The following is an 18,306-nucleotide window of genomic DNA, read 5'->3' as shown; positions in this document are numbered from 1 at the left end:
GAGCAGCGCACATGGACTTCGGACTCGTCCTGCAGACCGACCCGCCGGCCTCGAAGGTCGTCGAGCTGATGAAGCGTGCCGAGGAGAACGGCTTCACGTACGGCTGGACCTTCGACTCCGCCGTGCTCTGGCAGGAACCGTTTGTGATCTACAGCCAGATCCTCGCGAACACCAGCAGGCTGACGGTGGGCCCGATGGTGACCAACCCGGGCACCCGCACCTGGGAGGTCACCGCCTCCACCTTCGCCACCCTCAACGACATGTTCGGCAACCGCACGGTGTGCGGCATCGGCCGCGGCGACTCCGCGATGCGGGTCGCGGGCCGCACCCCCAACACCCTCGCCCGGATCAGCGCGGCCATGAAGGTCATCAGGGCGCTCGCCTCGGGGCAGGAGGCCGACCTCGGCGGCACGGTCGTCAAGTTCCCGTGGATCAAGGAGGACGCCCGGCTCCCCGTCTGGATGGCCGCGTACGGCCCCAAGGCGCTGAAGATGACCGGCGAGGAAGCCGACGGCTTCATCCTCCAGCTCGCCGACCTCTACCTCACCGAGTACATGGTGAAGGCCGTCAAGGACGCCGCCGTCGCCGCAGGACGCGACCCCGCCGAGGTGAAGATCTGCGTCGCCGCCCCGGCGTACGTCACCGCGGACGACTCGCCCGAGGCGCTCGCCCACGCGCGGGAGCAGTGCCGCTGGTTCGGCGGGATGGTCGGCAACCACGTCGCCGATCTCGTGTCCAAGTACGGAGAGCACTCCGCCGCCGTACCGGACGAACTCACCGACTACATCAAGTCCCGCGAGGGGTACGACTACTCGCACCACGGGCGGGCCGACAACCCCGACACCGCGTTCGTGCCCGACGAGATCGTCGACCGGTTCTGCATCGTCGGACCGGTCGAGAAGCACATCGAGAAGCTCGAGGCACTGCGCGCGCTGGGCGTGGACCAGTTCGCCGTCTACGACATGCACGACGCCCAGGAGGCCACCATCGACGCCTACGGGACGCGGGTGATCCCGGCCGTCAACGGCTGACCCGCACCCGGAACGCCGTCCGGCGCACCGCCGCCGGACGGCCCCGGAAACCGCATGAAACCGCTCCACTCCCCGTTTCCCCACCCCAGTTCTCCCCTCCTCCGGCGTCCGGGGGAGGGGGTGGCGGGACCGGGGAAGGGCAGGCACCCTCCCCCCACACTCCCTTCCCCGGCCCCGCCGGCCCGCACGGCCTTTCCGGATCCGCCCCTCGTTTGATTGGCCTGCCCATGACCGACACCGCTCCCACGGCCATACCGCCGACCTCCCAAGTCACCCTCGCCGACGGCCGGGTGGAGATCGCCCCTGGTTCGCCGCAGCCCAGCGGCCCCTACGCCAACGAGGACCTGCTTCCGGTCCCCGTGGAGAAGCGCACCTGGACCACGTACAACTTCTCCGCGCTGTGGGTCGGCATGGCCCACAACACGGCGTCGTGGACACTCGCCTCCGGTCTGATCGCCGTCGGCATGGACTGGAAGCAGGCGGTGCTCACCATCGCCCTGGCCAACGTCATCGTGCTGATCCCGATGCTGCTCACCGGGCACGCGGGGCCGAAGTACGGCATCCCCTTCCCGGTCTTCGCCCGTGCCTCCTTCGGGATCCGCGGCGCCAACCTGCCCGCCGTCGTCCGGGCGTTGGTGGCCTGCGGCTGGTTCGGCATCCAGACCTGGATCGGCGGCGAGGCGATCTACTTCCTCGCCGGGAAACTGATCGGAAACGGCTGGAGCGACGCCGGTGAGATCGGCGGCTACGCCTGGACGATGTGGCTGTCGTTCGCGATCTTCTGGGCGATCCAGGTCGCGATCATCTACCGGGGCATGGAGACGATCCGGCGCTTCGAGAACTGGGCGGCGCCCTTCGTCCTCGTCGGCGCGCTGGTGATGCTGATCTGGATGAGCAACAAGGCAGGCGGTTTCGGCCCGTTGCTCGACCAGCCGTCGAAGCTCGGCTGGGGCGGCGACTTCTGGAAGCTGTTCTGGCCGTCCCTGATGGGCATGATCGGTTTCTGGTCGACGCTGTCGCTGAACATCCCGGACTTCACCCGGTACGGAAAGTCGCAGAAAGCGCAGACCTGGGGACAGGCGCTCGGTCTGCCGACCACCATGACGCTGTTCGCGCTGCTGTCGGTGATGGTCACCTCCGGGTCGCAGGCGGTGTACGGCGAGACGATCTGGGATCCGGTACAGCTCGCCGCCAAGACCGACAACGTCTTCGGCCTGCTGTTCGCGCTGGTGACCGTGCTGGTGGCGACCCTGTCCGTGAACGTCGCGGCGAACCTGGTCTCGCCCGCCTTCGACTTCTCCAACATCGCGCCCCGGAAGATCAGTTTCCGTACCGGCGCCCTCGCCACCTGTGTCATCGGCGTGCTGATCTTCCCGTGGAAGCTGTACTCCGACCCGCAGGGCTACATCTTCACCTGGCTCGGCCTGGTCGGCGGACTGCTGGGCACGGTCGCCGGCATCCTCATCGCCGACTACTGGATCCTGCGCCGCGGCAAGCTCGACCTGACCGACCTGTACCGCACCGGCGGCCGCTACTGGTACGACGGCGGCTGGAACTGGCGGGCCGTGGTGGCCTTCGTGACCGGCGGAGTGCTCGCCGTCGGCGGCGCGAGCTTCAAGCCGCTGGTCGACGGACGGCCGATCCCCGCGCTGGAATCCCTCGCCGACTACGGCTGGGCGGTCGGGCTCGGCACCTCGATGGTGCTGTACCTGGCCCTGATGCTGCTGCTGCCCGCACGGCAGGAGCAGGACGCCGTCTGACGGGTGGGACGGGAACGGCCGGAAGAGCGACCGGGCTCTTCCGGCCGGCCCGTGTTCCGGTCCGTGCGGTGCGCGGCGGGAGCGCTCAGCTCTTCAGGCTGTTCACCAGGGCGGCCACCACTTCCTTCGCGGCCTTGATCGCACCCTTGTTGATCTCGTCGGTGCTGGGCGCCTTCTTCGTCTCGAAGTCGCTGCCGTTGTAGTTGACGACCACGAGTGCGTTGGACACCCGGGCGATGACGACGCCCTCACGGGTCTGCTGCTTGTCCTCGGTCGTGAGGTTCACCACCGAATAGGCCTCGTCGCCGAGTCCCGGGACCGCGCCGCCGCCGCTCTTCTCGCCGGTCCGCTCCTTGTACGAGGTCTGCGCCGCGTCGTCCGACTCCGTGATCTCGAAGGAGACGTCCAGCCACCGGTAGTCGTATCCCTTGAGCGCGTTCCAGGAGCAGGTGCGGCGCAGGTCCGTGTCCGTGGAGGGGATCTCCTTGCCCGCCGTCTTGGCGCCCGGCACGAGAGAGGTGATCGTCTTGGCGGCGATGCCGGTGCACGGGGCGGGCGCGGCGGCGTACGTCTTGGACACGGCCGTGGAGGAGGGGCCGGTCGTCTTCTCGGACTGGGTCTTCTGCGTGTCCTTGGCCGCCGTGTCCTGCGTTTCGGTGAGCGGGCCGGACGACATCGCCCAGCCTGCGCAGGCGAGCACGACCACGGGAGTCAGGCGCGCGGTGAGGGCGAGCGGCAGTGGGAGTGAGCGCACGGCGCACTTTCGTGGGGGACGGTGCGGACGGAGTCCGCGGTGCGGACGGGAAACGCCAGTGTCACACGACTCCCTGTGGGGCGGAAGTGCGAACTCGCTCCGTGGCTGCGCGGTGACGAAGGGGCCCCGCCCAACCGGGACATCACGGCCCTTCGTGAGACATCTTCACCGCCCGCCCGCCTGTGCCGCCTTCTCGCGAAGCCGGACACGACGCCCTCACGCGGCCGCCCCCGGCGGCCTGTTCGTGATGCGGGGGACGGCTGCGCGACGGGCGGGTGCGTACGATCCGGGGAGCGGCCGCAGCGCAGTGAGGAGCCTCCCGTGTTCACCACCCGCCCCACCCTGCAGGGCACCTTCGGCATGGTGTCGTCCACGCACTGGCTGGCCTCGCAGTCGGCGATGGCCGTCCTGGAGGCCGGCGGCAACGCCTACGACGCGGCCGTGGCGGGCGCCTTCGTGCTGCACGTCGTCGAACCGCATCTCAACGGGCCCGCGGGCGAGGTGCCCGTCCTGCTCGCTCCGGCCGGTGGCGAGGTGCGCGTGCTGTGCGGACAGGGAGTGGCGCCGGCGGGCGCGACCGTCGCCCGCTACCGGTCGCTCGGCCTGGACCTCGTCCCCGGCACCGGCCCGCTGGCCGCGGCCGTGCCCGGCGCGTTCGACGCCTGGATGCTCCTCCTGCGCGACCACGGCACCAAGTCCCTCGACGAGGTGCTCACGTACGCCATCGGGTACGCCGAACACGGACACGCGCCCGTGGAGAACGTCGGCGCGACCGTCGGGGCGGTACGGGAGCTGTTCGAGACGGAGTGGACGTCCTCGGCGGAGGTCTACCTGCCGGGCGGGCGGCCGCCCCGCCCGGGCGCGCTGCTGCGCAACCCCGCCCTCGCCGCCACCTGGAGGCGGCTGCTCGCCGAGACCGCCGGGGCGGGCGACCGGGAGGCGCGGATCGAGGCCGCACGGGAGGTGTGGCGGACCGGGTTCATAGCCGAGGCGCTCGTCCGGCAGGCCGCCCGGCCCACCCTGGACACCAGCGGGGAGCGCCACACCGGCACGCTCACGGCCGCCGACCTCGCCGGCTGGTCCGCGTCCTACGAGGCGCCGGCGACGTACGACTGGAACGGCTGGACGGTGTGCAAGGCCGGCCCCTGGAGCCAGGGCCCGGCCCTTCTCCAGCAGCTCGCCCTGCTGCCGCCCGAGCTGCCCGCGTACGGCTCCGCCGACTACGTCCATCTCCTCATCGAGGGCTGCAAGCTCGCCATGGCCGACCGCGAGGCCTGGTACGGCGACGCGGCCGAGGTCCCGCTGGGCGAGTTGCTCGCCGCCGGTTACAACGCGGAGCGGCGGGAGCTGATCGGCGACAAGGCGTCGTACGAGCTGCGGCCCGGCAGCCCCGGCGGACGCACCCCGCGCCTCAGCGCGCACGCGTACGTGGTCGCCGCCGACGACCCCGCCTTCGACCCCATGGGCGCCGGCGAGCCGACGGTCGCCGGGCGCGGCGCGTCCCCCGTGCCGGGCGAACCGGAGGTCGGTGCGGAGGGGGCCACCCGGGGGGACACCTGCCACCTCGACGTCGTCGACCGCTGGGGCAACATGGTCGCCGCCACGCCCAGCGGCGGCTGGCTGCAGTCCAACCCGGTCGTGCCCGAGCTGGGCTTCCCGCTCGGCACCCGGCTCCAGATGACCTGGCTGGAGGAGGGCCTGCCGAACTCGCTGACGCCCGGCCGCCGCCCCCGCACCACCCTCACCCCCTCGATCGCGCTGCGCGGCGGGGTGCCGGTGCTGGCGTTCGGCACCCCGGGCGGTGACCAGCAGGACCAGTGGCAGCTGCACTTCCTGCTGGCCGTCGCGCTGCGCGCGCGGGTGCGCGGCGGTCTCGACCTCCAGGGCGCGATCGACGCCCCGAACTGGCACAACGACGCCTTCCCGGGTTCCTTCTACCCGCGCGGCATGCGGCCGGGCAGCGTCACCGTGGAATCCCGGATGCCGGCCGGCGTGGTGGAGGAGCTGCGGCGGCGCGGCCACGACGTGACGACGGGCGACCCGTGGTCCGAGGGCCGGCTGTGCGCGGTCGCCCGCGACCCGGAGACCGGGATCCTGCTCGCGGCCGCGAACCCGCGCGGGATGCAGGGGTACGCGGTGGGTCGCTGACGCTGACGCTGACGCGGGTTCGGGTTCGGGTTCGGGTTCGGGCGGGACTCGGCCGCGCCCGTCGGTGAGGTCGCCGCCGCGCTCCTGTTCTTCATCCCGATTCCACCCGGGATGCACCGGGCGGGTGGGGATTGTCAGTGGGGCGTGCTCTCATGGAGGCATGATCGAAGACACGGAAACCATCGACGAGTTTCTCGCCCGCCACTCGGCCGACGTGGAGGAGGCGGTCCGCAAGGCCGCCGCGGCCGAGATCATGCCCCGCTTCCGGCAGCTCGGCGCGCACGAGATCGACCAGAAGAGCGGACCGCACGACCTGGTGACGGACGCCGACCGCAACGCGGAGCTCCACCTCACCGCAGCCCTCGGCGCCCTGCTGCCCGGCTCGGTCGTCGTGGGCGAGGAGGCCGTGCACGCCAACCCGGCCACCTACGAGGCGATACAGGGCGACGCGCCGGTCTGGATCGTCGACCCCGTGGACGGGACACGGCAGTTCGTGCACGGCGACGACGGCTTCTGCACCCTGGTCGCGCTCGTCCGGCACGGCGTCCTGCTCGCGTCCTGGACCTACGCCCCGGCCCGCGACCAGCTGGCCACGGCCGTGCGCGGCGGCGGCGCCTTCCTGGACGGCGAGCGGCTGTTCGCCGGCCCGCCCGAGCCGGGCCGTGACCTGGTGGTGGCCACCTCCCACCCCGACTACACGACCGCCGACCAGAAGAGCGCCCTGCTGGGGCTGTGGACGGACGGGGTCGCCCCGCGCGCGTGCGGATCGGCCGGCCTCGAGTATCTGGCCATAGCCCGGGGTGAGGTGGACGCCACGGCGTTCTCCTGGGAGGCGGCCTGGGACCACGCGGCCGGGCTGCTCCTGGTGGAGGAGGCGGGCGGCGCCCATCTCACCCTGGACGGCGGACCGTTCCGTGTCACGGGCGGCAACTCCCTGCCGTTCACGGCGGCCCGGGACGCGGCGACGGCTCGGCGCGTGGCGAGCCTGCTGTCGGGAGCCGGGCCTCAGCCGAGGTGAGGTCGGGCGGGGAGGATCCCGTGCCGGCAATTCCACGGGGTCCGGAGCCGCTGCGCTCCGGCCGGGCGCGAGCGAGGCACCGCCGGGTCGAGAGACCCTGGGCCGGGTCCGGTCGTGTCCGGCCGTGTCCGTGGGGGCCCCTCTCCGGCGGCGCCCCCTGAGGGCGGGTCGGCCGGGGCGTCCGGGGCGGCGCCGGGGGCCCCGCGCCGCCGGTGTCGTCGTACCCCCGGCATATCCTGATCGCGGGGGCCACCGGTCTACGGAGGCCACCGGCTGACGAAGGGGTCGAAGTGCCGTCGATGCTCGATGCGGTCGTGGTGGGAGCGGGGCCCAACGGGCTGACCGCGGCGGTGGAGCTGGCCAGGCGTGGCTTCTCCGTGGCGCTCTTCGAGGCGCGGGACACCGTGGGCGGAGGAGCACGCACCGAGGAACTCACCCTGCCGGGCTTCCACCACGACCCGTGCGCCGCGGCGCACCCCCTCGGCGTCAACTCGCCCGCGTTCCGCGCACTGCCCCTGGAGCGCTACGGCCTGGAGTGGCTGCACCCCGAGCTGCCCATGGTCCACCCGTTCGCCGACGGCAGCGCCGCGGTCCTGTCGAGGTCGGTCGCCGAGACGGCCGCGTCCTTCGGGCCGCGCGACGCGGGCACGTACCGCCGCCTGGTCGAGCCTTTCCTGCCCAAGTGGGACACCCTGGCCCGCGACTTCATGTCACTGCCGCTGACCGCGCTCCCGCGCGACCCGGTCACCCTGGCCCGTTTCGGCCTGGTCGGCCTGCCGCCCTCCAGCTGGCTCACCCGACGCTTCCGCGACGAGCGGGCCAGGACCCTCTTCGCCGGACTCGTCGGGCATGTCATGGCCCCGCTGAGCGGCTTCGCCACCGGGGCCATCGGGATGGTCTTCGCCCTCGCCGCGCACGCCCGCGGCTGGCCGGTGGCCCGCGGCGGCTCCCAGTCCCTCTCGGACGCCCTCGCCGCCTACCTCAAGGACCTCGGCGGCAGCATCCACACCGACTACGAGGTGAAGCGCCTCGACGACCTGCCCCCGGCCCGGGCCTACGTCTTCGACACCTCGCCCACCGCGCTCGGCCGCATCGCGGGCTTCGGCAACTACTACGAGGGATACCGGTACGGACCCGGCGTCTTCAAGATCGACTACGCGTTGGACGGACCGGTCCCGTGGACCGCGAAGGAGGCCCGCGTCGCCGGCACCGTGCAGATCGGCGCGGACAGCGCGGAGATCGGCGCCGCCCTCCGAGCCGTCTCCCGGGAGAACCGGGCGCCCGACCGGCCCTTCATGATCACGGTGCAGCCCGGCGTCGTCGACCCCGGCCGCGCCCCGGCCGGCCGGCACGTCTTCTGGGCCTACGGCCATGTGCCCAGCGGCTGGACCGGTGATCTCACCGACGCCATGGAGCGCCAACTGGAGCGCTTCGCCCCGGGGTTCCGCGACCGGGTCCTCGCGCGGGTGAGCGCGGGCCCCGCCGAGCTCGCCGCCCGCAACGCCAACTACGTGGGCGGGGACATCGCCTCCGGAGCGGTCTCCGGGCTCCAGATCCTGCTGCGGCCCAAGCTGACCCCGTTCCCCTACGCCACGCCCCACCCGGCCGTCTTCATCTGCTCCTCGGCCACCCCGCCCGGCCCGGGCGTGCACGGCATGTCGGGTCACAACGCGGCGAAGGCCGTCTGGCGCCGGCTGCGGCAACAAGGATGACCGGCCGTCCGGTCCGGTTGGTATATACGCAGGCATGACCACGATCACGCTCGTCCAGGGCGACATCACCCGGCAGTCCGTCGACGCCATCGTCAACGCGGTCAACTCCTCACTGCTCGGCGGCGGGGGCGTCGACGGCGCCATCCACCGCCGGGGCGGCCCCGAGATCCTCGCCGAGTGCCGTCGGCTGCGCGCCTCGCACTACGGCAAGGGTCTGCCCACCGGCCGGGCGGTGGCCACGACCGCGGGTGAGCTGGACGCGCGCTGGGTGATCCACACCGTGGGCCCCGTGTACAGCGCCACCGAGGACCGGTCGGAGCTGCTGGCCTCGTGCTTCCGGGAGTCGCTGCGGGTCGCGGACGAGGTCGGCGCCCGCACCGTCGCCTTCCCGGCGGTCTCCGCGGGCATCTACGGCTGGCCGATGGACGACGCCGCCCGGATCGCCGTGGAGACGGTCCGGGCCACGCCGACGGACGTCCAGGAGGTCAGGTTCGTCCTCTTCGACGAGCAGGCCTTCGCGGCCTTCGCCCGGCAGGCCGACTGACGGCCCCGGCCCGCCCTCCGCCCGGCCGTTCGGCCTGGCCGGCCGCGCTGGTGGCACCGGAAGGGTCACCCACGCGGCCGGTGGGCAGGGAGTGGTCGTCGGGCCGGGTCAGCCCTCGATGCGGTGGGTGGTCCAGAAGGACGTCAGGTCCGTGGTCGTGGCGGCCTGGGCGGCGGCCTTGAACTCGGCCGTGGTCGAGACGCCGTACCCGTGCGAAGTGGCGTAGTCCTTCAGCAGCTTGGCCATCGCGGTGTCGCCGATGAGCCGCCGCAGGTCGTGCAGGGCGCACTTGCCGTAGCCGTAGACGACGGTGGAGTACCGGGAGGAGTGGGTGTCCCAGTACGCCATCGAGTTGGTGATCTTCTCGGCGGACGAGGCCCACGAGACGCTGCTCCAGCAGCCGGTGCCCGTCTTGCCCAGCGCCAGATCGGTGGCGTAGTCGGTGAACGACTCGTCCAGCCAGGGGCTGTTGTACTCGTCGTCGCCGACGATCCCGTACCACCACTGGTGGCCGATCTCATGGGTCAGCGCGGTGGTGCTGACCAGGTCGAGGACGAACCCGGGGTACTCCATGCCGCCGAACCAGAAGTTGTTGTCGATGACCGCGTCCAGCTCGCCGTACGGATAGGCGCCGAAGCGGGAGGCGTGCGCGTCCACGGCGGTCTTGGCGGTGGTGAGCATGGACTGCGCGTTGGCCGAGCTGATGCCCGTGACGGAGTAGACGTTGATCGGGGTCCCGGCGGTCGAGGTGCCGGAGATCTTGCTGAACGGGCCCGCCGCCCACGCGAAGTCACGGACCTTGGTGGCGGTGGCCGTGGTGACGGTGCGGCCGCTGGTGCCGGCGGCGTCGACCGAGGCGCCGGTGGCCGGCACCAGGAGGGTGGTCGGATGATCGAGGGTCACCTTGAAGTCCGCGGCCAGCGAGTAGAACGACTCGCCGTTGTTCGTGTACGGGTCCAGATGCCAGCCCGCGCCGTCCTTCACCGCCAGCAGGGGCAGCGCGTTGCCGATGAAGCTGAACGCCCCGTCGTAGCCGAACCGGTCGGCGCCGTTGGGCACGGTGATGCCCAGGTCGAAGCCGATCGTGGCGCTCTGCCCCTGGGCGAGGGGACTGGCGAGGGTGATCCGGAGGGCCGTGCAGCCGACCGACAGGGCGCCCGCGGCGCCGCCGGTGACGTTGCCGACCGTGATCGGCATCGAGGTGCAGGTGCCGTGGTAGTTGTCCCAGAGCCGCAGGTACACCTCGCCGAGCGTGTTCGCGGAGGCGTTGGTGAAGGTCGCGCTCTCGTGACCGGTCCAGACCGTGCCGGCCGTGTTGCTGGTCAGGCTGACGGTGTACGACGGCGCCGCCGGGGTGCGGGTGGAGTCGGCGGGCGGAACGGTGTCGCCGGAGGTGTCGAGCGCGAAATCGTCGAGGACGAAGCTCGACTGGAGGCTGGAGTCCTCGGTGCCGGTGAAGGCGAGGCTCACGGTCTGGCCCGCGAACGCCGACACGTCGAACGACTTCTGGACGTAGCCGGTGTTCTTGTCGAGGTTCGAGTACGTGGCCAGCGTCGTCGTGCCGATCTTGGCCGTCAGCTTGTCGTACGCGGTGGACGAGGTCGTCTCGGCCGTGTCGATGTGCAGCCAGAACGTGAGGGTGGCGGTGGCGCACCCGGACGGGATCGTGACGCTCTGCGAAAGGGTGTCGGTGTGGGTGCCGCCGACGCCGTCCAGCCAGGCGAACGCGGTGCCGCCGTGGGCACTCTGCCCGGTGCGGCTGGTGATCACGCTCGTCGACGACTGGGTCCAGGGCGGGACGCCGCTCTCGAAGCCGCCGTTCGTGATCACCTGAGCGGGGGTGCAGGCGCCGGCCGCGGCGGCCGCCTTCGCGGGTGCCGCAGCCGCGCGCCCGTGCGCGGTGCCGGCGGTGGAGGTGACGCCGGTGGAGGCGGTGCCGGCCGGTGCGGTGGCTGCCGTCGGGGCGGTGACCCCGGGTGCGGCCGCGACCGGGGCGGCCCGCTCCGGCATGGCTGCCGCGGGCGTGGCGGGGAGCGAGACGGCGGCCAGCGCGGCGAGGGTGAGCGCGCTCGCGACGACGGCCTTGCGGGGGGTGGGTCTCACACGTGGCTCCTTTGCGGCGGCCGGGATCCCGGCCTGCTCGGTTGCTGTCCCCGACGGCGTGGGTGTGCCGCAGGGCGGTGCGCGACGGCTGCCGGAAGCGTGACAGATTTGACGCGGCCATGCCATCAGGTGCCGGTAAAGGGTCCACCCGGATGCGAGGGAGGGCTTGAGGGTGGGGGAGGCGCGAGGGCGGGCGAGGCCTTGAGGGTGGGGGAGGCCTTGAGGGTGGGGTGGTTTTGAACGTGTTCAATTACGCGCGTACGCTACCCCCATGAGCGACCGAGCCGCCCTTCTGAAGGGCATCCGTGCGTGGTTGGCCTTCTTCGTCGTGTGCCTGGTGCTCAGCGGGGTCACGGCCTTCCCGCTGGTGCACGAACTTCACTGGGTCGAGGCGCTGTTGCGCCACCTGTCCGTTCCCGAGCATCTGCCCGGCCTCATGGCCTGGATCGAGCGCGTCCGGCGCGGCCTCGACGCCGCCGACGCCGAACACCCCTTCCTCCTCTACGGGACGGACTGGCTGGCCTTCGCCCATCTCGTCATCGCCGTCGCGTTCTACGGGCCCTGGCGCGACCCGGTCCGCAACATCTGGGTCGTCGAGTTCTCGATGATCGCCTGCGCCGGGATCATCCCGCTCGCGCTGATCTGCGGACCGCTCCGGGGGATTCCCCTCTGGTGGAGCGTGATCGACATGTCGTTCGGGGTGTTCGGGGTGATCCCGCTCCACGTGGTGCGCAACAAGATCAAGCGGCTGGAGTCGATGACCGCAGGCGTTCCCGTACCGGCCGCCGCCTGAGTGCGACCCGTGCGACCCGTGTGGCCCGTGGGGCTCGCCCTCTCCGTACCTCACCGGTCGGCGAACGAAAATCTATCCCGGTGAGAGTAGACATTGGTCGATGGCACGGTTATGGTTTCTCTCGTAGCCCAGAGAGACAGCAAGGCCCGGCAGACACGAACTGGCGGGAGCAGTAAGGAAGTTGCAGTACCGCAGTGGTAGTACGCAGGACGGTACGGCGGTGGAGTTCCGAAGCCAGGGTGATTGCAGGACGGCGACGGGACTGACGGCCGGACCGGGTGGTCCGCGGATCAGGGGCCGCCGAGAGCAGTGCGCAGTAACCCGTTCGGCAGCAGTTCATCACCGAGGGAAGAACGGAGGAACCGAACGCCATCAGGATCGCCCGGGCGGACGCATCGAGCCCGGGTACCGCAGGACATCGACAGTGAGGTGGTCTCCGGTCAGGCAACCGCGATCCCGGTATCCGCGACGGCAGTTCGGTCGGGGATACGGACACAGAAGGCCGGCGCAGTAGCAGGGCCGGCAGATGGTGTGGCAGTTCCTTCGGGCCCTGGCGCCGTACGGCGCCAGGGCCCGTCTACGCGTTCCCCGCAGAGGTGCATGTGACAGCGGACGACTCCTACGACCGCCTCGACGACGATGACTACCCGGCCTACACCATGGGCCGGGCCGCCGACATGCTCGGCACCACACAGGGCTTCCTCCGCGCCCTCGGCGAAGCCCGCCTCATCACCCCGCTGCGCTCGGAGGGCGGCCACCGGCGCTACTCCCGCTACCAGTTGCGGATCGCCGCCCGAGCCCGCGAACTCGTCGACCGCGGGACCCCCATCGAGGCCGCCTGCCGCATCATCATCCTCGAAGACCAGCTCGAGGAAGCCCAGCGCATCAACGCCGAGTACCGCCGCACCGCCTCCGGGCAGACGGCCGCCCTCTGAGCCTCTGCCCCCTGGCCCGCGGCGACGCGCCGGGCCGCACTCGTCCGCCGATCTCAGAAGAAGAGCGCATGATCGCCCCAGACACTCAACCGCCGGTACCCGGACGGGAACCCCGGCCCGGCCCCGACACCTGGACCGGCCCCGACACCCGGACCGGCCCCGATGGTCAAATCGGCACCGGGCCCGGCCCCGACGCTCGGCCCGGTCCTGACGCCCTGTCCGAATCCTCGCGCCCCCCGGCGGTCGACGCGTCTTCCGGCTCGACCGGCCGACTGGCCGCCGCCGTCGGCCTCGAAGGCAGCGTGGAGCGCGCGGCGGCTGCGCTGAAGCCCAGGATGCGCGGCTGGCTGCACGCCGGTGTGTTCCCGCTCGCGCTGGCCGGCGGCATCGTCCTGATCGCCGTCTCGCACTCGGCGGCGGCGGTGGCGGCCTGCTCGGTGTACGCGCTGTCGGCCTGTCTGCTGTTCGGCACCAGCGCGGTCTACCACCGCGGCACCTGGGGCCCGCGAGGCGAGGCGGTGCTGCGGCGGCTGGACCACGCGAACATCTTCCTGATCATCGCCGGCACCTACACCCCGCTGGCGGTGCTGCTGCTCCCGACGAGCCGGCAAGTGGTGCTGCTGGCCATGGTGTGGGCGGGTGCGCTGGTGGGCGTCGCCTTCCGCGTCCTGTGGATCGGGGCTCCCCGGTGGCTGTACACCCCGTGCTACATCGCGCTGGGCTGGGTGGCCGTCTTCTACCTGCCCGAGTTCGCGCGCACCGGCGGCACCGCGGTCGTGGCCCTCGTCGTCGTCGGAGGCCTGCTCTACACGGCGGGCGCGGTCGTCTACGGACTCAAGCGTCCCGACCCCTCCCCGGCATGGTTCGGCTTCCACGAGGTCTTCCACGCCCTGACCATCGCCGCCTTCACCGCGCACTACACGGCCATCCTCCTGGCGGCCACCTGACCGCGTCGACGACCGGACACCGCCGCCGTGGCCCGAGCGCCCACCGGGCGGGCCGTCCATGGCCCCGGCGGCGGAGAAGTCCGGAGCGCCCACCACTGCTCCGGCGACGGAGGAGTGCGAGGGTCCCGACCACTGCTCCGGTGACGGAGGCGTCCGAGGGTCCCGACCACTGCCCCCGCGGAGTGACGCGTGGGTCCCGCCTCCCGCTCCGGGCGGGGTCACGCGTGGCTGAGGACGACCAGCAGCGCCGTGCTCTCCGCGAGGACCTGGGCGGCGAGCGCAGCCTGCCGTACCCGCAGGACCGGGGCGGCCACGGCGACGAGGAACGCCACAGCGCCGACGCCCGTACTCCCGTCGAACAGCCGGCCCGGCAGACCGGGGGCGCACTGCTCGCCGTAGGTCAGGCACCGCCCGGCCCGATCCGAAGCCAGCGTCAGCACACCGATCGCCCCGGCTCCCGGCAGGAAGAGGAGCGCGGCCACGGCGGCCCACAGACGTGTGCGGTCCCCGGACCGGACCGGGGAAGCGGGAGCGGGGGCGGTGGTGGCCGAGATGGACGTGGAGGCCGTGCCGGGTGCGGAGGCCGTGGCGGGTGCGGAGGCCGTGGCGGGTGCGGAGGCGGATGTGTTCATGAGTCCATCCCATCCGGGCGACCGAACCCGCACAGGCGTTCGGCTACTCAGATCCCGGGTGGCGGCTACTCAGATGGCGTGCGGGTACAGCGAGATCGCAGCACGGGGCCGCGGGCCGCCGGGCCGCGGGCCGCCCCAGAGCCCGGGTGCCGTGCGGCGGCCGGATCGCGCCCCACGCCGGCCGCCGCGCCCACGCCCGCCGCTGCTCGATGTCGTCCTCCGAGCGACGACACGACGGGAGCACGACGGCGACTGCGGCCGCCAGGTCCGCCGAGACCGCCGCCCTCTGGCGAACGCGCGTAGAGGTCGGGCACCATCTCCCTGCACCGACTGCACAGCCGTTCCACAGGAAGCACGGTCGTCCGCAGGAAGGTTCACCCCATGAAGTTCCGCTCCGCACTGACCGCCCTCGCGCTCGTGGTCGCCCCCGGCGTCGCGGTCGTCGGCACCGCGACCGACGCCGTCGCCGTAAGCAAGATCAGTCACGCCACGGCCACTTCGATGTTCCGGGCGGCGGGCATCACCTGGTCCTCGTCCGGCAACTGCTCCGACCGCAACAACTCCACCTGTACGTCCTTCGAGCAGCTCAACCTGCCCACCGCACAGGGCGCGCAGACGCTGAAGCAGGCTACCGGCTGCGCCCTCAACATCACCGGCGGCACGGAGACCGGTCACGCGAGCGGCACCTACTCGCACTGGAACGGCTACAAGCTCGACTACGGCAAGAACACCTGCGTCACCAACTACATCAAGAACACCTTCACCTACATCGGCCTGCGCGGAGACGGCGCCCCGCAGTACCGCTCCGGCTCCGGCAACATCTACGCCGACGAGGGCAACCACTGGGACGTCCTGTACTACAACTGCGGCGGCTGCTGAGCGCATCGGCTGGAAGTCCGGTGCGCCACCCGGACACGGCGTTCCCGCGCGCCCCGAACGCCGCGCCACCGCACCGGACTTCCCCGAGCGAGCACCGGCCACCGGATTCCGCAGTGCTGCGGCGTGCGTCGCGCCGTGCTGCCCCGCCCCGTCACGACCCGCGCCGGGGGCGGCGGTGGCGACCTCGGGCGCAGTGCGTCCGAACCCCGCTCGCCGGCCGCCGCATCGAGCCCGCCGAGCTCCGGCACGCCGCGCCCTCAGTGGGTCAAGCGATGTTCATGTACATGAACGTCGGAAGGTGTGCGGCAGCGGCGGCGGTGTGCAGCGTCCTGGCTCTCCTTGCCACTCCGCCCGGCTGACCATGCCCTGGGCAGGGCTGACCGCTCGACAGTGAAAGTCCGACGGGTCGATCAGCGTTCACATACTTGTCACCCCGTGAGGTCCGTCCTATTCTCACGAGGGAGAAAGCGCTTTCCCGGCACTTGTTGACCGTGCCGCGGGAGGTGGCCCGCGGTATCGGCCGTGGGGCAGTCCGCGCGCCGCAACCGATCCGGCGCACGGCTGGCCAGGGCTGACCGCACCGAGATGCCGACGCGCCAGGACTCCGGGATGCGCTCCGGGGTGCGGACGCATCGCGTTCGTCGCCGTGGCCGCGGTGGCGGGCACCCTCACAGGGGCAGGCCGGGGCGCCCCACAGTCACGTACCCCGGTCGTCCCCTCGCGGCGGCGTCCCCCTGCGTCGCTTCGGTGTGCGCGTGACCCGGTCCGGTCCCGACCCCGTCGCCCGCACGGTCTTCGTGCCGCTGATGTCGCGGCGCCATCGCCCCACCGCGGCGGCACGGCATCGGCGTCACATCAGCGCCGCATCAGCACGATCGTCCCTTCCGGCTCGTGGCGAGAACGGCCTGCGCCCCGGGTCGGCAGCGGCCCGCTTCAGCACTCCGCATGGCATGAACATGGCATAGGTGTCGGACGGTGACCTCAAGTGCCCCCGCAACAGGGCACGGAGGCACGCGGCGCCCCGGTACGCGATGACGAAAGACGAGGCAAGGATGAGAAAGCCAGTCGCTCTGCGACTCTCCGCGGCACTCGGCACACTGGCCCTGGCGGCGGCGACGGGCGTGGTCCTGTCCATGCCCACCGCGTCGGCGGCCGCTGCCGGCGCGACCGGGTACGCCACCCAGAACGGCGGCACCACCGGCGGCGCCGGCGGTGCGACGGTCAAGGCCACCACGGGCACGCAGATCCACGAGGCCCTGTGCGCCCGGGCCAGCACCAGCACCCCCCTCACCATCCAGGTCGAGGGGACCGTCACCGTCGGCAACACCGCGAAGGTGTCGGGCACCGGCTGCAACACCGCCGCCGGTGTGATCGAGCTGAAGGGCATCAGCAACGTCACCCTCGTCGGCGTCGGCGGCGGAGCGGTGTTCGACCAGATCGGCATCCACATCCGCGCGTCCAGCAACATCATCGTTCAGAACGTGACCGTCCAGAACGTGAAGAAGTCGGGCTCGCCGACCTCCAACGGCGGTGACGCCATCGGCATGGAGAGCGACGTGCACAACGTCTGGGTCGACCACGCCACGCTCATCGCCTCGGGCGGCGAGTCGGAGGGCTACGACGGCCTGTTCGACATGAAGGACAGCACCCAGTACGTGACCCTGTCCTACAGCATCCTGCGCAACTCCGGCCGTGGCGGCCTCGTCGGTTCCAGCGACAGCGACCTCGCCAACGGTCCGGTCACCTTCCACCACAACCGTTACGAGAACATCGACTCCCGCACGCCCCTGCTGCGCGGCGCCACCGCCCACATCTACAACAACCACTACGTGAGCCTGAACGAATCGGGCATCAACCCCCGGGCCGGCGGCAAGGCGAAGGTCGACAACAACTACTTCGAGGACTCCAAGGACGTCCTCGGCACCTTCTACACCGACCTGCCCGGGTACTGGCAGGTCAGCGGAAACATCTTCGACAACGTGACCTGGTCGGAGCCGGGCGAGGACAACAACCCCGCCGGACCGAACCCGACGTCGAACACGACCGTCAGCATCCCCTACTCCTACAGTCTCGACGCCGCGTCCTGCGTGCCGTCGATCGTGGCCGCGACGGCGGGCGCCAACACCGGCCTGAAGGTGTCCGACGGCAACTGCGCGGCGACCACGCCCACCGCGACCGCCACGGCGACTTCATCGCCGACCGCCACCGCCACTGCCACGCCGACCGCCACCGCGACCTCGACGCCGGGTGGGACCAACCTGAGCATCGGCGCCGACTCCGACGGCTCCAGCAAGGCCTCCGGCACGAGCTACGGCAACGTCCGTGACGGCGACACGAGCACCTACTGGTCACCGGCCGGCTCCACCGGCTCCATCTCGATCAAGTGGGGCTCGGCGACCACCGTCTCCAAGATCAACATCAAGGAGGCCTCCGGCGCCTCCGGCAACATCGGTTCCTGGCGGGTGCTCAACGCCGACACCGGCGCTGTGCTGACCTCGGGCAGCGGAGCGGGGGTCATCGCCTTCACGTCCACCTCGCTGAAGAAGATCACCTTCGAGATCACGGGCTCCGGCGCCACCCCGAAGGTGGCCGAGTTCGAGACCTACGCGTAGGAGTTGCCGGCCGCTCACTTCTCCTCGTCCGATCGTCTCGGCGGATGGGGCTCGGGCCGGCCTGAGAGCCGAGGGCTGACAGCTGAGGGGCCGAGGGCTGGGATCGGGATTGCGATTGGGGGTCGGGGGCGGGTTCGGGTTCGGGGTCGAGGTCGGGGAGCGCACGGTGATCTGCCGGACGCGGAGCAGGAACGGCTGCCGGCGTTCCCGCCCCCGCCCCGTCTCCTGCCCTCCCGTTCCCGCCCCCGCCCCGTCTCCTGCCCTCCCGTTCCCGCCCCAGCCCCGTCTCCTGCCCTCCCGTTCCCGCCCCCGCCCCGTCTCCTGCCCTCCCGTTCCCGCCCCAGCCCCGTCTCCTGCCCTCCCGTTCCCGCCCCCGCCCCGTCTCCTGCCCTCCCGTTCCCGCCCCCGCCCCGTCTCCTGCCCTCCCGTTCCCGCCCC

The 18,306-nt window shown here is 71.8% G+C and carries 14 protein-coding genes; 11 read left to right on the top strand and 3 right to left on the bottom strand.

Features of this window, described 5'->3' with window-relative positions; all coding sequences use genetic code 11:
* Positions 1–11 precede the first annotated feature (11 nt).
* Both J2X68_RS21990 and J2X68_RS21985 read left to right on the top strand, forming a co-directional pair.
* Positions 12–1,031, top strand: a complete 1,020-nt coding sequence (locus J2X68_RS21990) for a TIGR03842 family LLM class F420-dependent oxidoreductase (protein WP_310434242.1) — start codon at positions 12–14, stop codon at positions 1,029–1,031.
* A gap of 227 nt (positions 1,032–1,258) precedes the next feature.
* On the top strand, positions 1,259–2,791 hold the full coding sequence (locus J2X68_RS21985; RefSeq protein WP_310434241.1) for an NCS1 family nucleobase:cation symporter-1: 1,533 nt from the start codon (positions 1,259–1,261) through the stop codon (positions 2,789–2,791).
* A gap of 85 nt (positions 2,792–2,876) precedes the next feature.
* Here the strand turns inward: J2X68_RS21985 and J2X68_RS21980 are convergent, their stop codons facing one another.
* A complete protein-coding gene (locus J2X68_RS21980) occupies positions 2,877–3,545 on the bottom strand; it encodes a hypothetical protein (protein WP_310434240.1) in 669 nt (222 codons plus the stop codon).
* 321 nt (positions 3,546–3,866) lie between these two features.
* Between J2X68_RS21980 and J2X68_RS21975 the strand changes: the two genes are divergently transcribed.
* The 4 genes from J2X68_RS21975 (at position 3,867) to J2X68_RS21960 (ending at position 8,967) form a co-directional block, all read left to right on the top strand.
* A complete protein-coding gene (locus tag J2X68_RS21975; protein WP_310434239.1) occupies positions 3,867–5,693 on the top strand; it encodes a gamma-glutamyltransferase in 1,827 nt (608 codons plus the stop codon).
* Between the two features lie 160 nt (positions 5,694–5,853).
* The gene (locus J2X68_RS21970; protein WP_310434238.1) at positions 5,854–6,711 is read left to right on the top strand and encodes an inositol monophosphatase family protein; all 858 of its coding nucleotides are present in this window, start codon (positions 5,854–5,856) and stop codon (positions 6,709–6,711) included.
* A 299-nt stretch (positions 6,712–7,010) separates the two neighbouring features.
* On the top strand, positions 7,011–8,423 hold the full coding sequence (locus J2X68_RS21965; protein WP_310434237.1) for an NAD(P)/FAD-dependent oxidoreductase: 1,413 nt from the start codon (positions 7,011–7,013) through the stop codon (positions 8,421–8,423).
* Positions 8,424–8,457: 34 nt separating this feature from the next.
* Positions 8,458–8,967 (top strand): O-acetyl-ADP-ribose deacetylase, encoded by a 510-nt coding sequence (locus J2X68_RS21960; protein WP_310434236.1) that lies wholly within the window; start codon positions 8,458–8,460, stop codon positions 8,965–8,967.
* A gap of 108 nt (positions 8,968–9,075) precedes the next feature.
* Here J2X68_RS21960 and J2X68_RS21955 read toward each other — a convergent pair whose 3' ends face one another.
* The gene (locus J2X68_RS21955) at positions 9,076–11,070 is read right to left on the bottom strand and encodes a M1 family aminopeptidase (protein ID WP_310434235.1); all 1,995 of its coding nucleotides are present in this window, start codon (positions 11,068–11,070) and stop codon (positions 9,076–9,078) included.
* A gap of 271 nt (positions 11,071–11,341) precedes the next feature.
* On the opposite strand from J2X68_RS21955, the gene J2X68_RS21950 reads away from it, so the two are divergent.
* The 3 genes from J2X68_RS21950 (at position 11,342) to J2X68_RS21940 (ending at position 13,745) form a co-directional block, all read left to right on the top strand.
* Complete coding sequence (locus J2X68_RS21950; RefSeq protein WP_310434234.1) at positions 11,342–11,863, top strand: hypothetical protein; 522 nt, start codon at positions 11,342–11,344, stop codon at positions 11,861–11,863.
* Positions 11,864–12,465: 602 nt separating this feature from the next.
* On the top strand, positions 12,466–12,798 hold the full coding sequence (locus J2X68_RS21945; RefSeq protein ID WP_310434233.1) for a MerR family transcriptional regulator: 333 nt from the start codon (positions 12,466–12,468) through the stop codon (positions 12,796–12,798).
* 272 nt (positions 12,799–13,070) lie between these two features.
* A complete protein-coding gene (locus tag J2X68_RS21940) occupies positions 13,071–13,745 on the top strand; it encodes a hemolysin III family protein (RefSeq protein WP_310434414.1) in 675 nt (224 codons plus the stop codon).
* A gap of 218 nt (positions 13,746–13,963) precedes the next feature.
* On the opposite strand, the gene J2X68_RS21935 is transcribed toward J2X68_RS21940, so the two are convergent.
* Positions 13,964–14,377 (bottom strand): hypothetical protein, encoded by a 414-nt coding sequence (locus J2X68_RS21935; protein ID WP_310434232.1) that lies wholly within the window; start codon positions 14,375–14,377, stop codon positions 13,964–13,966.
* Positions 14,378–14,758: 381 nt separating this feature from the next.
* Between J2X68_RS21935 and J2X68_RS21930 the strand changes: the two genes are divergently transcribed.
* Both J2X68_RS21930 and J2X68_RS21925 read left to right on the top strand, forming a co-directional pair.
* Positions 14,759–15,256, top strand: a complete 498-nt coding sequence (locus J2X68_RS21930; protein ID WP_310434231.1) for a hypothetical protein — start codon at positions 14,759–14,761, stop codon at positions 15,254–15,256.
* 1,052 nt (positions 15,257–16,308) lie between these two features.
* Complete coding sequence (locus J2X68_RS21925) at positions 16,309–17,868, top strand: pectate lyase (RefSeq protein ID WP_310434230.1); 1,560 nt, start codon at positions 16,309–16,311, stop codon at positions 17,866–17,868.
* Positions 17,869–18,306: the final 438 nt, after the last annotated feature.

The organism is Streptomyces sp. 3330 (assembly GCF_031456635.1).
Classification (GTDB): domain Bacteria; phylum Actinomycetota; class Actinomycetes; order Streptomycetales; family Streptomycetaceae; genus Streptomyces.
This window is presented reverse-complemented; position numbering and strand designations above follow the sequence as displayed.

What these genes read in the sequence shown, in the direction of transcription:
- J2X68_RS21930 (WP_310434231.1), top strand. Translation starts at nt 14,759, where the DNA reads ATGAAGTTCCGCTCCGCACTGACCGCCCTCGCGCTCGTGGTCGCCCCC.
- J2X68_RS21990 (WP_310434242.1), top strand. Translation starts at nt 12, where the DNA reads ATGGACTTCGGACTCGTCCTGCAGACCGACCCGCCGGCCTCGAAGGTC.
- J2X68_RS21925 (WP_310434230.1), top strand. Translation starts at nt 16,309, where the DNA reads ATGAGAAAGCCAGTCGCTCTGCGACTCTCCGCGGCACTCGGCACACTG.
- J2X68_RS21985 (WP_310434241.1), top strand. Translation starts at nt 1,259, where the DNA reads ATGACCGACACCGCTCCCACGGCCATACCGCCGACCTCCCAAGTCACC.
- J2X68_RS21965 (WP_310434237.1), top strand. Translation starts at nt 7,011, where the DNA reads ATGCTCGATGCGGTCGTGGTGGGAGCGGGGCCCAACGGGCTGACCGCG.
- J2X68_RS21970 (WP_310434238.1), top strand. Translation starts at nt 5,854, where the DNA reads ATGATCGAAGACACGGAAACCATCGACGAGTTTCTCGCCCGCCACTCG.
- J2X68_RS21960 (WP_310434236.1), top strand. Translation starts at nt 8,458, where the DNA reads ATGACCACGATCACGCTCGTCCAGGGCGACATCACCCGGCAGTCCGTC.
- J2X68_RS21950 (WP_310434234.1), top strand. Translation starts at nt 11,342, where the DNA reads ATGAGCGACCGAGCCGCCCTTCTGAAGGGCATCCGTGCGTGGTTGGCC.
- J2X68_RS21935 (WP_310434232.1), bottom strand. Translation starts at nt 14,377, where the DNA reads ATGAACACATCCGCCTCCGCACCCGCCACGGCCTCCGCACCCGCCACG.